At 32.2% G+C, this 17,563-nt stretch carries 14 protein-coding genes; 10 read left to right on the top strand and 4 right to left on the bottom strand.

Annotation, left to right across the window (positions count from 1 at the left end; all coding sequences use genetic code 11):
- The first annotated feature begins 365 nt into the window (after window positions 1–365).
- Complete coding sequence (locus tag ACH2CG_RS09500; RefSeq protein WP_395064543.1) at window positions 366–431, top strand: hypothetical protein; 66 nt, start codon at window positions 366–368, stop codon at window positions 429–431.
- A gap of 12 nt (window positions 432–443) precedes the next feature.
- Window positions 444–698 carry a type II toxin-antitoxin system HigA family antitoxin gene (locus tag ACH2CG_RS09495; protein ID WP_395064541.1) on the top strand — a complete coding sequence of 85 codons (255 nt, stop codon included), beginning with the start codon at window positions 444–446 and terminating at the stop codon, window positions 696–698.
- A gap of 182 nt (window positions 699–880) precedes the next feature.
- On the opposite strand, the gene sucC is transcribed toward ACH2CG_RS09495, so the two are convergent.
- Complete coding sequence (gene sucC, locus ACH2CG_RS09490; RefSeq protein WP_395064539.1) at window positions 881–2,074, bottom strand: ADP-forming succinate--CoA ligase subunit beta; 1,194 nt, start codon at window positions 2,072–2,074, stop codon at window positions 881–883.
- Between the two features lie 526 nt (window positions 2,075–2,600).
- Between sucC and gltB the strand changes: the two genes are divergently transcribed.
- The 8 genes from gltB to ACH2CG_RS09450 all read left to right on the top strand — a co-directional run bounded on the left by gltB (window position 2,601) and on the right by ACH2CG_RS09450 (window position 13,727).
- Window positions 2,601–7,115 (top strand): glutamate synthase large subunit, encoded by a 4,515-nt coding sequence (gene gltB / locus ACH2CG_RS09485; RefSeq protein WP_395064537.1) that lies wholly within the window; start codon window positions 2,601–2,603, stop codon window positions 7,113–7,115.
- A 2-nt stretch (window positions 7,116–7,117) separates the two neighbouring features.
- Window positions 7,118–8,572 (top strand): glutamate synthase subunit beta, encoded by a 1,455-nt coding sequence (locus ACH2CG_RS09480; RefSeq protein ID WP_395064535.1) that lies wholly within the window; start codon window positions 7,118–7,120, stop codon window positions 8,570–8,572.
- A 151-nt stretch (window positions 8,573–8,723) separates the two neighbouring features.
- Window positions 8,724–9,929 (top strand): diaminopimelate decarboxylase, encoded by a 1,206-nt coding sequence (gene lysA / locus ACH2CG_RS09475; RefSeq protein ID WP_395064533.1) that lies wholly within the window; start codon window positions 8,724–8,726, stop codon window positions 9,927–9,929.
- 327 nt (window positions 9,930–10,256) lie between these two features.
- Window positions 10,257–10,859, top strand: a complete 603-nt coding sequence (locus tag ACH2CG_RS09470; protein WP_395064531.1) for a hypothetical protein — start codon at window positions 10,257–10,259, stop codon at window positions 10,857–10,859.
- 56 nt (window positions 10,860–10,915) lie between these two features.
- Window positions 10,916–11,629 carry a hypothetical protein gene (locus ACH2CG_RS09465; protein WP_395064529.1) on the top strand — a complete coding sequence of 238 codons (714 nt, stop codon included), beginning with the start codon at window positions 10,916–10,918 and terminating at the stop codon, window positions 11,627–11,629.
- Window positions 11,630–11,712: 83 nt separating this feature from the next.
- Complete coding sequence (locus ACH2CG_RS09460; protein ID WP_395064527.1) at window positions 11,713–12,276, top strand: hypothetical protein; 564 nt, start codon at window positions 11,713–11,715, stop codon at window positions 12,274–12,276.
- Between the two features lie 597 nt (window positions 12,277–12,873).
- The gene (locus tag ACH2CG_RS09455) at window positions 12,874–13,158 is read left to right on the top strand and encodes a hypothetical protein (protein ID WP_395064525.1); all 285 of its coding nucleotides are present in this window, start codon (window positions 12,874–12,876) and stop codon (window positions 13,156–13,158) included.
- Window positions 13,159–13,277: 119 nt separating this feature from the next.
- Window positions 13,278–13,727 carry a hypothetical protein gene (locus ACH2CG_RS09450; protein ID WP_395064523.1) on the top strand — a complete coding sequence of 150 codons (450 nt, stop codon included), beginning with the start codon at window positions 13,278–13,280 and terminating at the stop codon, window positions 13,725–13,727.
- Between the two features lie 160 nt (window positions 13,728–13,887).
- On the opposite strand, the gene ACH2CG_RS09445 is transcribed toward ACH2CG_RS09450, so the two are convergent.
- The 3 genes from ACH2CG_RS09445 to ACH2CG_RS09435 form a co-directional block, all read right to left on the bottom strand.
- On the bottom strand, window positions 13,888–14,784 hold the full coding sequence (locus ACH2CG_RS09445; RefSeq protein ID WP_395064521.1) for a YitT family protein: 897 nt from the start codon (window positions 14,782–14,784) through the stop codon (window positions 13,888–13,890).
- A gap of 90 nt (window positions 14,785–14,874) precedes the next feature.
- The gene (gene pafA, locus ACH2CG_RS09440) at window positions 14,875–16,491 is read right to left on the bottom strand and encodes an alkaline phosphatase PafA (protein ID WP_395064519.1); all 1,617 of its coding nucleotides are present in this window, start codon (window positions 16,489–16,491) and stop codon (window positions 14,875–14,877) included.
- A 91-nt stretch (window positions 16,492–16,582) separates the two neighbouring features.
- A complete protein-coding gene (locus ACH2CG_RS09435) occupies window positions 16,583–17,527 on the bottom strand; it encodes an NAD(P)H-dependent flavin oxidoreductase (protein ID WP_395064517.1) in 945 nt (314 codons plus the stop codon).
- Between the last annotated feature and the right edge of the window lie 36 nt (window positions 17,528–17,563).

Genomic DNA, 17,563 nt, shown 5'->3' with positions numbered 1-17,563 from the left:
AAGTCGAATTTAAACAAAATGAGCCCAATACAATATCGAGCTCATTATTATCAAAATTAATTATAAATTTGTCTAAACTTTTGGGTGCAGTCTAAATTTAGGAATTTTTATTGTCTTTGCACTTTATAATCGCCATCACACAAATATTCTCTAAAGGAACATTAAGAGTTTATTAGAAACAAATCTAGATTGCTAACAGTATCTAAAAACTTGGTATGATACCGCCATAAATGCAAATTGGAACTCACCCAATGAAATAAAACTTTCTAATACAAATGCGGGTATTTTAAAAATATAGTAGAATTGTTTTCAATAGTAAATAAAATTCAAATCGATTAGTTCCTAAATTTAATTTTGAAAAGCAATTGATTTTCTTTCGATTCATTGGATCGCATAATGATTATGATAAAATTGATGCCAACACAACATAATAAAGTACTACAATGAATATAAACAATAAAAACAGAACAAGATTATCTAAGACGCTGAATAGACTTGATACTATTTTTGATGCAAAAATTGGAACCAATAAAAGTGATGAAGCAGATATTCTAACAATTATTATTGACGAATATAAAAGCAAACACTTTCCTATTTTATCTCCAGATCCAATTGAAGCTATCAAAATTAAAATGGAAGAAATGAATTTAAAACAAATAAACGTGGCAAACGAAATAGGAACAAAAAGTAGAGTTTAAGAAATTTTAAATAAAAAAAACTCATGATTAAAATGATTCGAAATTTAACCGTTCGTTTAAATCTTTCACCACACTTAATCAATAAACGATCATCACTAATTAAATAAAAAAAAATCCCGAGCTAAAAACTCGGGATTTCTATATATATTCTGAATTTATTTCAGAAACTAATAACTATCTAATTAAGAAAGCGCAGCCTGAACTTGATCTGCAGCTTCTTGAAATTGTACAGCAGATAAAATTGGCATACCAGAATTATCAATTAATTCCTTAGCAATTTCAGCATTGGTACCTTGTAGTCTCACAATGATTGGCACTTTTATAGCGTCACCCATGTTTTTGTATGCATCAACAACACCTTGAGCAACACGATCACAACGAACGATTCCACCAAAAATGTTAATTAAAATAGCTTTTACATTTGGATCTTTTAAGATAATTCTAAAAGCCAATTCCACACGTTTTGCATCTGCAGTTCCACCAACGTCCAAGAAGTTAGCTGGTTCAAAACCTGCATATTTAATTAAGTCCATCGTTGCCATTGCAAGTCCAGCACCATTAACCATACAACCAACAGTTCCGTCAAGATCTACATAATTTAAACCTGCAGCTTTCGCCTCAACTTCAATAGGGTTTTCCTCACGAACGTCTCTGTATTCAGCCAACGCAGCATGACGGTACAAAGCATTATCATCAAGATTTACTTTAGCATCAACAGCAATAATTTTATTATCAGATGTTTTTAAAACTGGATTAATTTCAAACATTGAAGCGTCAGATCCAACATAAGCTTTGTACAAAGCATCGATAAACTGAACCATTTCTTTAAAAGCATTTCCAGAAAGACCTAAATTAAAAGCAATTCTTCTAGCTTGAAAAGCCTGTAAACCAACATTTGGATCAATTTCTTCATTAAAAATTAAATGTGGCGTATGTTCCGCAACTTCCTCAATATCCATTCCACCTTCAGTAGAATAAACAATCATGTTTTTGGCAGTCGCTCTATTCAATAAAACCGACATATAAAACTCACTAGTCTCACTTTCTCCGGGATAATAAACATCCTCAGCAACCAACACTTTGTGCACTTTTTTACCCTCAGCACTAGTTTGCGGAGTAATTAATTGCATTCCAATAATTTGCTCAGCCAATTCCTCAACCTGTTGCAAGTTCTTAGCAAGCTTAACGCCACCACCTTTTCCTCTTCCACCAGCGTGAACTTGAGCTTTAATAACGTGCCATCCAGTTCCTGTTTCAGCAGTCAATTGTTTTGCAGCTGCAACCGCTTCTTGCGGATTGTTTGCCACATAACCACGTTGAATTTTTACACCATAACTGGCTAATATTTCTTTTCCTTGGTATTCGTGTATGTCCATAATGAAGTTTTAGTCTTTTAAAAAGTGATACAAAAGTAATTAATTTCAATGAAACCAAAAAGAAATGTATATCAATTTAGTAACTTTTATTCATCACCAATTACAAATCTATTACAATATCTATTTGAAGCGAATGGCTTGGGCATTTTCAGCAATCCATTTTCCTGCTATCCGCTATATTTTTGTAATTGTTAGTTTGTTGCCACAAACCAACAATCACAAAAGATACCGCTACTATCAGGGCTAATTAGTTGTCATATTACAATAAAATTAACGTTTTAATGACTATTTATTAAAATAAAAAAAATAAAAAAAACAACTATATCGATTGAAATTTAACCAGTTAAAAATCGAAAAATCGAAACTTCAATCAAAAAAATATCAAATTATTATTTTTAGCTTCCTAAAATATTAATTTAATTAAAAATCAATATTTTAATTATTACAATGAGAAAAATTAGCCTTGTTGATACTTTATAAACATTATAATTTGCATTTTACTTAATTTAGTAAAAAATTATCAATAATGAAAATACCAGAACAAGGCCTTTATTTACCCGAATTTGAACACGACAATTGTGGCGCAGGTTTTATATGCAATCTTAACGGAATAAAATCTAACGACATCATTCATAAAGCACTCGATATCCTAATAAAATTAGAGCATCGTGGCGCAGTAAGTTCCGATGGTAGAACAGGTGATGGTGCTGGAATCCTTTTTGATATTCCGCATGCTTTCTTTAAAAAAGTATGTGCTTTCGATCTTCCAGAACCAAGAGAGTATGGCGTTGGAATGGTTTTTATGCCTAAAAGTTCCAACCAAACCGATTTCTGTAAAAGAACATTTGAAAAACATATTGCCGAACAAAATTTAAAAATTCTTGGCTGGCGCGACGTTCCTGTTGATGCTTCTAATCTAGGCGAAATTGCAGCCGAAAAAGAACCAACCGTTAAACAAGTATTTGTAGGTAAAAATAATCAAGAATTAACCGAGCAACAATTCAATGCCAAATTATTTGCTGCAAGAAAAATTGCCGAACACGAAATAATAAAATCTAAAATATCCGAAAGTCACCGTTTTTATTTTTCTAGTTTTTCTACAACTACCATCATATATAAAGGTCTTTTAATGCCAGAAGACATCAGTAGGTACTACACCGATTTAACCGATGATGATTTAGTAACAAGATTAGCACTTGTTCACCAACGATTTTCTACCAATACCTTTCCGTCATGGGAATTGGCACAACCATTTAGATACATGTGTCACAATGGCGAAATAAACACGCTTCGTGGCAACATAAGCCGCATGAGAGCACGAGAAGATTTGATGAAAAGTGATGTTTTTGGCGATGATATTAAAAAATTATTCCCAATAATATTGGAAGGAAAATCAGACTCTGCTTCTATGGATATGGTTATTGAATTACTATTAATGACAGGTCGTTCCTTGCCCGAAGTAATGATGATGGTAGTTCCAGAAGCTTGGGAAAAACACCAAACCATGTCCGATACTAAAAAAGCGTTTTACGAATACAATTCTTGTATCATGGAACCTTGGGATGGACCAGCATCAATTCCGTTTACCGATGGAAATGTAATTGGTGCGTTACTAGATAGAAATGGTTTGCGACCTTCAAGATATACTTTAACTAAAAGTGGTTTTGTAATCATGTCGTCAGAAATTGGTGTACTAGATATAAAACCAGAAGACGTAGTACAACACGGACGATTAGAACCAGGAAAAATGTTTCTTGTAGACATGAACCAAGGACGAATTATTGAAGACGACGAAATAAAAAATGCAATAGTATCAAAACGTTCTTATAGAAAATGGCTTAACGAAAACCTTCTTCCGTTATCCAAAATACCGTATACAAATAATCCAATTCCAGAGGAGAAAATATCATTTGAAACTAGACAACGATTGTTTGGTTACACCATAGAAGATTTAAAAACCATTATAAATCCAATGGGTCAATCGGGTGCAGAAGTAATCAGTTCTATGGGAAATGACACGCCATTGGCCGTTTTATCTGATCAACCTCAACTAATATATAATTATTTCAAACAACTTTTTGCCCAAGTTACAAATCCACCATTAGACGGAATTCGTGAAGAAATTATCACCGATATTAGTCTTGCAATTGGTGGTGATTTTAATATTTTTGATATTGAAGCCAAGCATTGCAAAAAACTAAAAATTCAAAATCCTGTAATTTCTAACGAAGATTTAGACAAAATTAGAAACATCAATCATCCCGATTTCAAGTCGGTTACTATTAATATGGTGTACGAAATTGAAAAAGGTGTCAACGATTTTGAAAACGTTCTCGAAAAATGCGTTCAAGAAACCTACAAAGCTGTTGCTGAAGGTTGCAATATAGTAATCCTTTCCGATAGAGGAACGACCGAAAAATTAGCACCAATTCCAATGTTGTTAGCTTGTTCTTACATTCATCATTCGTTAGGAAAATTAAAAACACGTTCTAAATTTGGAATCATAATTGAATCTGCCGAACCGCGAGAACCACATCATTTTGCACTACTTTTTGGATATGGCGCAAGTGCAATAAATCCGTATATGGTAAATGAAATCATTCATAATCAAATCAATAACGGATTTATAAAAAACATAAAACCCGATTATGCCATAAAAAATTACAATAAGGCAATTGCAAAAGGTGTTCTTAAAATTATGAACAAAATTGGAATTTCAACTTTACATTCCTATCGCGCGGCTCAAATATTTGAAATTATTGGTTTGAACAAAACATTTACATCCAAATATTTTCCATACACTCCATCTCGAATAGAAGGAATTGGATTGATAGAAGTAGAAAAAGAAATTAAAAAACGCTATTTAAAAGCATTCCCAAATACCGAAATATCCGAAACCTTATCGTTGGATATTGGTGGCGTTTATCGTTGGCGTCGTAATGGCGAAAAACACATGTTCAATCCAACAACAATTGCCAAATTACAGCAAGCAGTTCGATTAAACAGTCATGAAAGCTATGAAGAATATGCTAAAATGGTCAATGAACAAAGCCAAAACTTAATGACAATTCGAGGATTATTTGAATTCAATAACCTTGATCCAATTGATATTAATGAGGTTGAACCTTGGACCGAAATTGTGAAAAAATTCAAAACTGGCGCCATGTCTTATGGTTCAATTAGTCAAGAAGCGCACGAAAATTTAGCCATAGCCATGAATAGAATTGGCGGAAAAAGTAATTCTGGCGAAGGAGGCGAAGATTCTAGAAGATTTCAAAAAGAAATTAATGGCGACTCAAAAAATAGTGCTATAAAACAAGTTGCCTCAGGAAGATTTGGTGTTTCTATAAATTATTTATCGAATGCCAAAGAAATCCAAATTAAAATGGCACAAGGAGCAAAACCAGGTGAAGGCGGACAATTACCAGGTGAAAAAGTAGTTCCTTGGATTGCCCAAACCCGAAATTCAACTCCTTATGTAGGATTAATTTCTCCGCCACCACATCACGATATTTATTCTATTGAAGATTTATCGCAGTTGATTTTTGATTTAAAAAATGCCAATCGCGAAGCTCGAATCAATGTAAAATTAGTTTCAGAAGTTGGTGTTGGAACCATAGCAGCAGGAGTTGCTAAAGCCAAAGCCGATGTAATTTTAATTTCAGGTTACGATGGCGGAACTGGCGCAGCACCATTAACTTCATTGCAACACACAGGAATTCCGTGGGAATTAGGATTGGCAGAAGCGCAACAAACCTTGATATTAAATGATTTAAGAAGTCGAGTAGTTCTTGAATGTGACGGTCAATTAAAAACGGGTCGTGATGTTGCCATTGCAGCGTTGCTTGGCGCAGAAGAATTTGGTTTTGCCACTGCTCCACTTGTTGCTTCGGGTTGCATAATGATGCGCGCATGCCACTTAAATACGTGTCCGGTTGGAATTGCAACACAAGATCCAGAATTGCGAAAAAACTTTAAAGGAACACCAGAACACGTTATCAATTTCATGTATTTCATTGCCGAAGAGTTACGAGAAATCATGGCTAAACTTGGTTTTAGAACTTTAAAAGAAATGGTTGGACAATCTCAAAAACTAAATGTAAACAAAGCTATTAATCATTACAAAGCTAATGGTTTAGACTTATCTAGCATTTTATACAAACCCGAGAAAGCCAAAACAGTTCCTAATTATAATACCACAAAACAAGATCATGCATTAGAGAATGTATTAGATTTTGAAATTATTAAAGCTACAATTCCATCAATATATAGAAAAGAACGTACTCGAATTAATTTTAAAATTAAAAATACTGATCGTTCTGTTGGCGCCATTTTAAGTAATGAAATATCTAAAATTTATGGTGCCGAAGGTTTACCAGAAGACACCATTTTAATTGATTTTGAAGGTTCGGCAGGACAAAGTTTTGGTGCTTTTGCAACCAAAGGATTATCTTTTAAAATTCATGGAAATTGCAATGATTATTTAGGAAAAGGACTTTCAGGCGGAAAATTAATTATAAAAGTCCCACCAAAAGCAACGTTCAAACCTGAAGAAAATATTATTGTAGGAAACGTTGCATTGTATGGTGCAATAAACGGACAAGCTTACATAAACGGAATTGCTGGCGAGCGTTTTTGTGTTAGAAACTCAGGTGCAACTGCAGTTGTTGAAGGTGTTGGCGATCACGGTTGCGAATACATGACTGGAGGAACAGTTGTCGTACTTGGAAAAACTGGACGCAATTTTGCAGCAGGAATGAGTGGCGGAATTGCTTACGTTTTTGACGAGAAAAAACAATTCGAAAATGGATTGTGTAATATGGAAATGGTGGCTTTAGAAAAATTAGAGGAAGAAGATTTATCAGCTTTAAAACGATTGATAAAAAATCATTCACTTTTTACCAACAGTCCATTAGCAAAAAGAATTTTGGATGATTGGGACAACCAAATTCAACATTTTATAAAAGTAATGCCAACCGATTATAAAAAAGCATTTCAACGATTATCAGAAGAAAAACAAATTGCAGATTTAATATCATAGTCATGGGAAAAATTGGAGGTTTTAAAGAATTTAGTAGAAATGACGAAAGCAATTTGGAAGTTTTAGAACGCGTTTCAAATTACAATGAATTCACAATTCCGTTATCTAAAGAAAAAATAAAAGAGCAAGGTTCACGATGCATGGATTGTGGAATTCCTTTTTGTCATAGCTCCTGTCCGTTAGGAAATTTAATTCCCGACTTTAACGACATGGTCCATCAAGAAGAATGGCAAAGCGCTTTAGAGATTTTGCAATCTACCAATAATTTTCCTGAATTTACAGGAAGATTATGTCCTGCGCCATGCGAAAAATCGTGCGTTTTAGGAATTATAAAAGAACCTGTTGCGATTGAAAATATTGAAAAAAATATTATTGAAAGAGGTTTCGCCGAGGGTTGGATTAAACCACAACCGCCAGTAAACAGAACCGGAAAAACGGTGGTTGTAATTGGTTCTGGTCCAGCAGGATTAGCGACAGCACAACAATTAAATCGTGCCGGACATACCGTTACTGTATTAGAAAGAGACAATGCCATTGGTGGATTATTGCGCTATGGTATTCCTAATTTTAAATTGGAAAAAACAATTATTGACAGACGTGTTGCCATTCTTGAAGCCGAAGGAATTGTTTTTAAAATCAATGTAAATGTTGGTGTAAACTATGAAACAAACGATTTAAAATCTTTTGACGCTGTAGTATTATGTGGCGGCGCAACCGAAAGAAGAAGTTTACCTACAAAAGGAATTGAAAGTAAAGGAATTGTTCAAGCAATGACTTTTTTAACACAACAAACAAAATCACTATTTGGTGAAACTATTAAAAATCAAATTTCTGCCAAAGGTAAAAATGTCATAGTAATTGGTGGTGGAGATACTGGATCAGATTGTGTTGGAACTTCTAACCGACAAGGTGCAATATCAGTTACAAATTTTGAAATTTTACCAAAACCACCACAAGACCGAAGTAAAGAAACACCATGGCCTTTTTGGCCGTTGCAATTAAAAACCACTTCATCTCACGAAGAAGGTTGCGATAGAAATTGGCTCATCAATACCAAAGAATTTATTGCCAATGAAAAAGGCGAGCTTGTGGGTTTAAAAACTGTTGAAGTAAAGTGGAAAACTGCTACAGGAAAACGTCCAGAATTAATTGAAAAAGAAGGTTCAGAAAAAATTTGGCCTTGCGATTTAGCACTTTTAGCACTAGGTTTTACTGGACCAGAAAAAACATTAAGTGAAAAATTGGGAATAGAAATTGATGCTCGAAACAATTATAGAGCTACAAATTATCAAACTAATATTCCTAATATTTTTACGGCAGGCGATATGCGTCGTGGACAATCATTAATTGTTTGGGCAATTTCCGAAGGTCGTGAAGCTGCAAGAGAAGTTGATAAATATTTAATGGGTTACACTAATTTACCAACAAAAGGAAATGGTGATTTACCAACTTTATAACATCAAAAAAAGTATATTTATTTAAAATAGTATGGATTTACAAAAAAAGTAATGCTCAAATTATCAAATTCATAGAAATGTTAATCTCTTTGCAATTCCTTTTGTGAAGAACTATCTTTGCTGACTTAAATAATCCATTAATAACACTAAAATGCAACCTAAAGAATTACTAGCTCTTGCCGAAGAATTTGGCAATCCGCTGTACGTTTATGACGCAGCTACTATCGAGAATCAGTACAATCGTTTGACTTCGGCTTTTTCCAAGGTGGAAAAGTTGCGCGTAAATTATGCAATGAAGGCTTTGTCAAACATTTCTATCTTGAAGTTGTTGAAGAACTTGGGTTCAGGATTAGATACCGTTTCTATTCAAGAAGTACAACTTGGTTTACACGCAGGTTTTACTCCAGAAAAAATTATTTTTACACCTAACGGAGTTTCATTTGAAGAAATTGAAGAAGTAGCAAAATTGGGTGTTCAAATTAACATTGACAACCTTTCAATCTTAGAACATTTTGGCGCTAAACACCCAACAGTTCCAGTTTGTATTAGAATAAATCCACACGTTATGGCTGGAGGAAATGCCAATATTTCTGTTGGTCATATTGATAGTAAATTTGGAATTTCTGTGCATCAATTACCTCATATTATGCGTATTGTAGAAAATACAAAAATGCATATTAACGGAATTCACATGCATACTGGTTCTGATATTTTAGATATTGAAGTATTCTTGTATGCTGCCGAAATTTTATTTGATGCTGCTAAAAACTTTAAAGAATTGGACTTTTTAGATTTTGGATCGGGTTTTAAAGTTCCGTACAAAAAAGACGATATTGAAACTAACATAGAAGAATTAGGTAAAAAATTATCAAAAAGATTCTTGGCTTTCGAGAAAGAATATGGTCGCGAATTAACTTTGGCATTTGAACCAGGAAAATTTTTAGTGAGTCAAGCAGGATATTTCTTGGCAAAAGTAAATGTTGTAAAACAAACTACATCAACTGTTTTTGCTGGAATTGATTCGGGTTTTAATCATTTAATTCGTCCGATGCTTTATGGTTCGCAACATACTATAGAGAACATTTCTAACCCAAAAGGAAAAGAGCGTTTTTACACGGTTGTAGGTTACATTTGTGAAACGGATACCTTTGCTAACAACAGAAGGATTTCTGAAATAAAAGAAGGTGATATTTTGAGTTTTAAAAATGCCGGAGCGTATTGTTTCTCAATGTCATCCAATTATAATTCACGTTTTAAACCAGCCGAGGTATTGTGGAAAGACGGAAAAGGTCACTTGATTAGTAAAAGAGAAACTTTTGAAGATTTGATTAAAAATCAGATAATGATTGAAGTGTAAATTTTTATTTACTCTAATTTAAACAAATAAAAGTATCCATAAATTACGAATTAGCACTAAGATTAAAACAGTACTAATTCGTTTTTTTTCTTAAATCAATGCAGCGGACGTTTTTTAATCATTCCGCCTTTGGTATCTTTTATTTCCAGTTGGTAACCCAAATAGACAAAGAATAATAAATAGATATAAATTTGAAGGAGAAGACATCCAATAGGTCAAGGTACGCTAGACCAACAAAACACAATTGGTGTATCTTGTAATTAAATAAATATGAAATACTTTATATACATATCATTTTTAGTCGTTATTTTTTCATGTAAGCCACAAATGAATACAGTACAAAAAAATAATAATATATTTTTAAATCAGAAAAGTAATAATTTATCTGAAGTTGAAAATATTATTGTTAATACTTTTTTAGATATTGAACTAAAAAAAGAAAGATATAAAAATTATAAAGATTATGAAATTTTTGTTATTGAAGAATCTTTAAAAAAAATGAAATCAATTGAATCTTATTTATTTTCGTTAAAAGAATGGAAATCAATGTATAAAATTGATAAAATTGAAGATACAGAAAATAGATTTTTTTTGGATAGTATAAAAATTAATAATTTGAAAAAGAATTTAGAAAAAGAAGTGGTTTATCATTGGAAATTAACTGATTTTAAAAATATAAGAGTTAGTGTAATTAAAAATGAGGAATTGAGGAGAGTAATTAATACTGGTGCATATATTTCACTTCCTAAAAGAATAAATATATTTTTATCAAAACCTTTAATAATAGATGAGAAAAATGCTTTTTTAAGTTTTGATATAGGCAATGGCGAACTTGGAAATGGTGCTATTAACCATTTTACAGTATTAATGAAAAAAATAAATGGAAAATGGGAGCAGAAAGGATTCTATTATGATGGGTTAATGTATTAAAAAACAATAAACAAACCCTCAATAAAAACAAGTTGAGGGTTAAAAAAAACAATAAAATGATCGCAAACCCGAATGTATTTCATTCAATAAAACCCTTTTTAATAGAGAAAAATATTGATGATAGTCAATTGAACCCTTGCAGCAAAGGAGTTTTTCAACAAATAAAAAATACAACTAATTGTGATTTTGCACAGGTATTGGCTAAACTTGGTGCTGGGAAAAATTATAATACTACAATGATTTCTGCGGTGCCACCTAACCAAAGACCAGGGCAAACTATTAGGAATTCAGCTTACAATTATACCGTTTATATAAGTACAAATTATTCAGATAAAACAAAATTGTTCATAGCTACAACAGAATTACACGAACTAGTTCATGCTTATTTTATGAGCCTATTTGACGATTATAATAACGGAAATCCATCTAACCCTAATGCTTACAATGATTTTGCAATACTCTTTCAGATGTATGTAAACAAAACCTATCCTGGTTCTGGAGCTGTTGCGCATCACCAACAAATGGCTACTGATTATGTCAACGCAATAGCTTCAGCTCTCAAGGAATTTCAGCCAGGACTAGATCAACAAATCTATGATGATTTAGCATGGGGAAGTTTACAAGAAGCCCCTATTTTTGACACCTTATTTCCAGTAGGAAGTTCAAACCGACAAAGAATAATTAACAGATATACCTCTGAATCCATAGGCTCTCCTTATGGACAAGGAACTCCGAACGAACAAACTCCAGTTGGTCAACCTTGTAATTAAGTATTATGAAAAATATAATTTTAATAGTGATTATTTTTGCTTTTTTTTCATGCAAGTGTGTAGAGGAGACTAAATGTGTTCGAGTGAAAAAATCAAGTGAAAAAAAATTAAGCGATGAAGAAACCGCAATAATCAATGATTTTATGAATGCTGAATTTAAAAAAGAACAATATTTCAAATATAAAGGATATGAGATAATTATTATTAAGGAAGCTATAAAAAAATCAAAAAACATCGATACTTACCTTTATTCACTTACTGATTGGAAGGCAATGAATAAAAACAGAAGTATAAACGATGCTAGAGACCTATATTTTTTAGACAGTTTACAGATTAACAGAATAAAGAGTGAAATTGAAAAAGAAACAGTCTATCATTGGAAAACATCTGATTTTAAAAATGTTAAAGTGAATTTACTAAACTATGAGGAGTTAAGTGAATCAATAAATAAAGGTAAGTATCTTAAAGGTAAGCTAATTGTTTATTTATCAAGGCCATTGATTATTGACAAAAACAATGCCTTCATTAGTTTTGATATAGGTAATGGAGATATGGGCTTTTATCCAATCACACATTTTACGGTTTCGATGAAAAAAGAGAACGATAAATGGATTCAAAGTAAGTTTTACGAGGATGGTGTATTTTAAAATAGAACTATTAATGCAACAAATCTATGATGATTTAGCATGGGGAAGTTTACAACAAAGTGATATTGCAAAAATTTTCGCTAAATTAAATAACCCAAATTTTGTTGAAAAACCTGACTACACAACTAAATAGCAATAGGCACTCCAACAGGATTGAATAGTTCAAATGTATTTGCGCAAACAGTTTGGGTAGCTATTCCAAGTAATCAGCAACCTCAGCCGGGTATAGCTGTAAATTCACCATTTAATTACATTATAAATATTAGTCCATCATATTTAAATGGTTCTATGTTATCAAATTCTATTCCTCCAAAAAAACCTACTAAACTATCAGTAGCTAGAACTTTGCTTCATGAAATAATTCATGCCTACTTTGATAGTCTATTTGATTGTTAGCTAAATAACAATTGCACAGAAATAAAACAATTTCCAAATTTATGGAGTGATTATGAACATGCCTATTTAAATCTTCCCAATTCAACACCAATTACTGACCCACAACATTTAACAATAGCAAATAATCTTCATAGACCACAATTAGATATAGCAAGAACATTTATACATGAATTATTACATGCAGAAATTTTCAGAAAATTTTTGAGTTGTGCAAGCCTACCATATGTAAACATTAATAATTATACCGATGCTCAATGGCAAACATATATAACTAACCTAAAAAATGATTTTCCTGGCCTATTTGATTATTATATGAGATATGTTTATAACATCTCTGCTTCGGAACAAATTTCTGACCCTCATCACGAAGCTATGGCACAACATTATAGAGAAATAATTGTTAATGCATTAAAAGTATTTGACAATAATTCACATACTGATCAATTTTATAATGCACTTGCATGGACTGGAGTAATGGGTACTTGATTAGTTAACGATTTAACTGGTTTACCACCACATCCTACAGTGGCATGGAAAAATCTAAGTCAAACTGAACGTTTACAAATCATAGCAACAACTTCTAACTTTTTAACAAATGGTGTACCATGTCAATAAAAAATAAATTAACCATATTTATATTAATGCTTTCTTTCAATACTTTTTTCTCACAAGAAACGACATTGAAGTACAATAGTATAATTATTTTTGTAAATCAAGAAGACCCATTAATTTCAAGTTATCATGTAAGCTCAGATACCTCAAGTATATCTTTAAGCATCTACATTAATGGTTTTGAATCTAAAATAAAAAGAGAAAATGTTATTAGTGATAATAAGGAAAAATTGCATAATAAAAGAAAACAATATATAGAACTTCCAACATTTTCAATTAATTTTTTATCTTTAGAAAAACCAGAAAAATTAGTTTCTCTAGAAAATATAAAATACATCTCTGCTAAAGATTTTTCAAAAAGTAATTTTAAAACAACTAATCCTACTTTCATCATAGTAAAACAAAATGATAGTTCTTTTTTAAAGTGGAAAACTTTTGTGTAACCTATTGAGTAAATTTTTATTTTCTATATTTGACGAAACATACTAAATTAAATAATAATACAAAAAGCACGCTTCACAGCGTGCTTTTATTTTAAAATTAGAGTTGAAAAAATTAAGGAATACTTCCAAAAAGCAATGCTAATTCGTTTTTTTTCTTAAATCAATGCAGCGGACGTTTTTTAATCATTCCGCCTTTGGTATCTTTTATTGAATGTTGAACAACAAAAGCATCACTATCAATTTTTTCTATTTCTAGAACTAAACTTGTAACTTCTAGTCGAGTTACAACACAAAATAATATTTTGTTATCATTATTTTTAAGTCCCGATTTGCCGAAACCACTCTCCGAATTATAAACGGTAACACCTCGACCTAGCTTGTTTACGATTGTATTTTTAATTTCAATTGCTTTTTCAGAAATTATAGTAACTCCAATATATTCTTCGATTCCATTAATTATAAAATCGACAGTTTTAGATGCAGAAAAGTAGGTTAGCATTGAATACATTGCTGTTTCAACATTAATTAATAATGCCGAAAATGAAAACAAAACTACATTAAAAACAGATATAAAATCGCCAACAGAGAGACTAGTTCTCTTGCTTACATACAAAGCTAAAACTTCGGTACCATCAATAACCGCTCCACCACGAATAGAAAGTCCGATGCCTGCGCCAAGAAAAAAACCTCCAAAAACTGCGATTAATAATTTATCTTCTGTGATGGTTGGCAAAGTTATAAAATGAACTAAAATTGACAAACTGAGTATTGCCAAAGCACTTTTTACAGCAAACTTGACCGAAATTTGTTTGGCACCAATTAGTATAAACGGCAAATTGATTAAGACAATTAACAACGATAATTCTACTCCAGTCATTAATTCTGTTAGTAAAGATAAACCCATTGCGCCACCATCAAGAAAATTATTGGGCAATAAAAATTCTTTCAATCCGATACTTGCCATTATTATTCCTAAAGTTATAAGAATAAAATCTTTAGCATGTCTTTTATATTCTATAAACGAATTTACTTCTATAGTGTTGGTTCTGTTCTTCATATTTCTAAACTTTACTACAAGTTAAGAAAAAAAATCCCAAAACTTGGGTAAGTTTTGGGATTTAAAGGTTTTTTAACGTTTAGAAAAGACTTATTTCACATTCAAGATTTCGTTTAAAACCTCGCATTGTGTTCCATTAGGAAAAGTAATTCCAAGTTTTTGTGCAATTGTAGGAGCAATTTGAACTATATATTTTTTATCGTGCGATTCACCTTTTGGAATTTTCCACCCATAGAACAATAATGGTGCATGCGTATCGTAAGCATAAGGCGTTCCATGAGAAGTTCCTGTTGGTCCATACTCAATATAACCTGGTTTGTCTAGAATTACTAAATTTCCGTCTTGGGTTGCGTCATATCCGTTGGCAATCATGTTTAAGTAGTAATCACTTCCGTTAGAATGCGTAATTTCTTCTTCATTATACACCTTTTTAACTTGCTCTTGTGTCATTAAAAAATCTCTAAAAGATTGTTCCACTTTTATGTATTCTAATCCTTTTTCTTTAATTTTTAACTTATTTAAATATAAATTAAAATTAGAATAATTGGTAACATAATCTTCGCCATAAGTATCTGTAGAGAATTTCTTTATGGATTTAGTTATTTCTTTATAATCAATATTTTTTACATTCAACTTACTGTCTTTAAGAAAATTAGCGTTTTCTGCACAAGCATGATCGGCGGTTAAAAACAACAAATAATTATCTTTGCCAACGTTTTTATCCAAATAAGATAATAAATCGGCCAATGTTTGATCCAATCTTAAATAAGTATCTTGCAACTCCATTGATCTTGGTCCAAGAATATGTCCAACATAATCTGTAGAAGAAAAACTTATGGTTAAAAAGTCGGTATCGTTGTCTTTTCCTAAGTTTTCTTTTTCGATAGCTTTCATGGCTAAATCGGCAAGAAGATCGTTTCCAAATGGTGTCGCTCTTAAAATTCCTGCATCATTTTTATCATACATTTTTTTTAAATCATACGGAAAAACTGGCTTGTCAACTCCGTACAATTTTCCTTCATAAGGACTATCATCCACATCACTTTCATTGTAAGTTGCTGTGGGTTTATATAAATTCCAACCTTTATTTATGTATTCTAAATATTTTTTTTGATTGTTAAAATCGGTTACCCAATCTGGTAATTTTTCTCCATAAAAAGTACTTGAAATAAAAGCCCCAGTTTTACTGTACCAAAATGCCCAATTGGCAAAATGTCCTGCAGGTAAAATTGCACCTCTATCTTTTAAGCTCATTCCTATAACTTTTCCTTTAAAATTGGTTCCCATTCTAAGCTCATCGGTGATGGTTGTCGATTGTAAATTCTTAGGAGACATTTCGCCTTCGGCTTTGGTTCCGTCACCAAGTGTATGAACCGATTCGTCATCTGTACAATATTTTTCTTTACCCGAAGCTCTGCTAAACCATTCATTTCCAACAATTCCGTTTACAGAAGGCGTTGTTCCTGTATATATTGAAGCATGTCCTGGCGCAGTATATGTGGGCATATAATTGTAATGTGCGTTATGAAAAACATACCCTTTGTTCATTATTCGCTTAAAGCCATTTTCTGTAAAATCATTTTGAAATCTATATAGATATTCCATACGCATTTGGTCAACCACAATTCCGACTACCAATTTTGGTCGTTGTTGTGCTTGTAAATTGAGGCCAAGAATAATAACAAGAAGCAAAAATAACTTTTTCATACTACGATTAATTTGTGCAAAAATAAGGATTAGAAAAGGATTAGATGTGAAGTAAATCTTAAGATTTTAACCTATGATAACAAAAGTGAATCTAAAAATTAAAATTATTTATTTCATTTTTTGCCAATTCAAATTCGGAAATTACAGCTTCAAAAATTGCTGCTACTGGTTTTATATCATGAATTAGTCCTGCAACTTGACCAATTTCAAGTTCACCTTCTTCCAAATCGCCTTCGAACATGCCACGTTTTGCTCTACGTTTTCCTAATAAATGTTCTAAATCTTCTTTAGAAGCACAATTAGCATACAATTCTTGAACATCATTATAAAATTTATTTTTTATTAATCTAACTGGAGCCAGCTCTTTTAGTGTTAATTGGGTTTCGCCTTCGCTGGTTTCTACTACTGTTTTCTTAAAATTATTGTGCGCAGAACTTTCGGTTGATGCAACAAAACGGCTTCCCATTTGAACGCCATCGGCACCAAGAATCATGGCTGCAAGCATACCGCGACCAGTTGCAATTCCGCCAGCTGCGATTAACGGAATTGTTATATTTTCGCGAACCATTGGAATTAATGTTAGTGTTGTAGTTTCTTCACGACCATTGTGTCCGCCAGCTTCAAAACCTTCTGCAACTACAGCATCTACTCCTGCTTCTTGGGCTTTTAAAGCAAATTTAGAGCTGCTCACAACATGAACAACGGTTATAGAGTTTTCCTTTAAATGTGATGTCCAAATTTTAGGATTTCCTGCCGATGTGAAAACAATTTCCACTCCTTCTTCGATAATTATTTGGATAATTTCTTCAATATTGGGATATAGCATTGGAACGTTTACGCCAAATGGTTTATTGGTAGCTTTTTTACATTTTTGAATGTGTTCGCGAAGAACTTCTGGGTACATCGAACCTGCTCCAATTAACCCTAAACCACCAGCATTACTTACTGCACTTGCTAATTTGTAGCCTGAATTCCAAATCATTCCTCCTTGAATAATTGGATATTTTATATTGAAAAGTTGTGTAATTTTATTCATAAATAGTGCTTTTATGCCACAAATTTACATGAATTT

This window comes from Flavobacterium sp. (genome assembly GCF_043778725.1).
Taxonomy (GTDB): Bacteria; Bacteroidota; Bacteroidia; order Flavobacteriales; family Flavobacteriaceae; genus Flavobacterium.
The sequence above is the reverse complement of the archived record's forward strand: the minus strand, read 5'-3'. Positions and strand labels throughout refer to the sequence as shown.

Coding starts and splice junctions, on each gene's coding strand:
- ACH2CG_RS09480 (WP_395064535.1), top strand. CDS start 7,118: ATGGGAAAAATTGGAGGTTTTAAAGAATTTAGTAGAAATGACGAAAGC.
- ACH2CG_RS09495 (WP_395064541.1), top strand. CDS start 444: ATGAATATAAACAATAAAAACAGAACAAGATTATCTAAGACGCTGAAT.
- ACH2CG_RS09465 (WP_395064529.1), top strand. CDS start 10,916: ATGATCGCAAACCCGAATGTATTTCATTCAATAAAACCCTTTTTAATA.
- gltB (WP_395064537.1), top strand. CDS start 2,601: ATGAAAATACCAGAACAAGGCCTTTATTTACCCGAATTTGAACACGAC.
- pafA (WP_395064519.1), bottom strand. CDS start 16,491: ATGAAAAAGTTATTTTTGCTTCTTGTTATTATTCTTGGCCTCAATTTA.
- ACH2CG_RS09435 (WP_395064517.1), bottom strand. CDS start 17,527: ATGAATAAAATTACACAACTTTTCAATATAAAATATCCAATTATTCAA.
- sucC (WP_395064539.1), bottom strand. CDS start 2,074: ATGGACATACACGAATACCAAGGAAAAGAAATATTAGCCAGTTATGGT.
- ACH2CG_RS09445 (WP_395064521.1), bottom strand. CDS start 14,784: ATGAAGAACAGAACCAACACTATAGAAGTAAATTCGTTTATAGAATAT.
- lysA (WP_395064533.1), top strand. CDS start 8,724: ATGCAACCTAAAGAATTACTAGCTCTTGCCGAAGAATTTGGCAATCCG.
- ACH2CG_RS09450 (WP_395064523.1), top strand. CDS start 13,278: ATGTCAATAAAAAATAAATTAACCATATTTATATTAATGCTTTCTTTC.
- ACH2CG_RS09470 (WP_395064531.1), top strand. CDS start 10,257: ATGAATACAGTACAAAAAAATAATAATATATTTTTAAATCAGAAAAGT.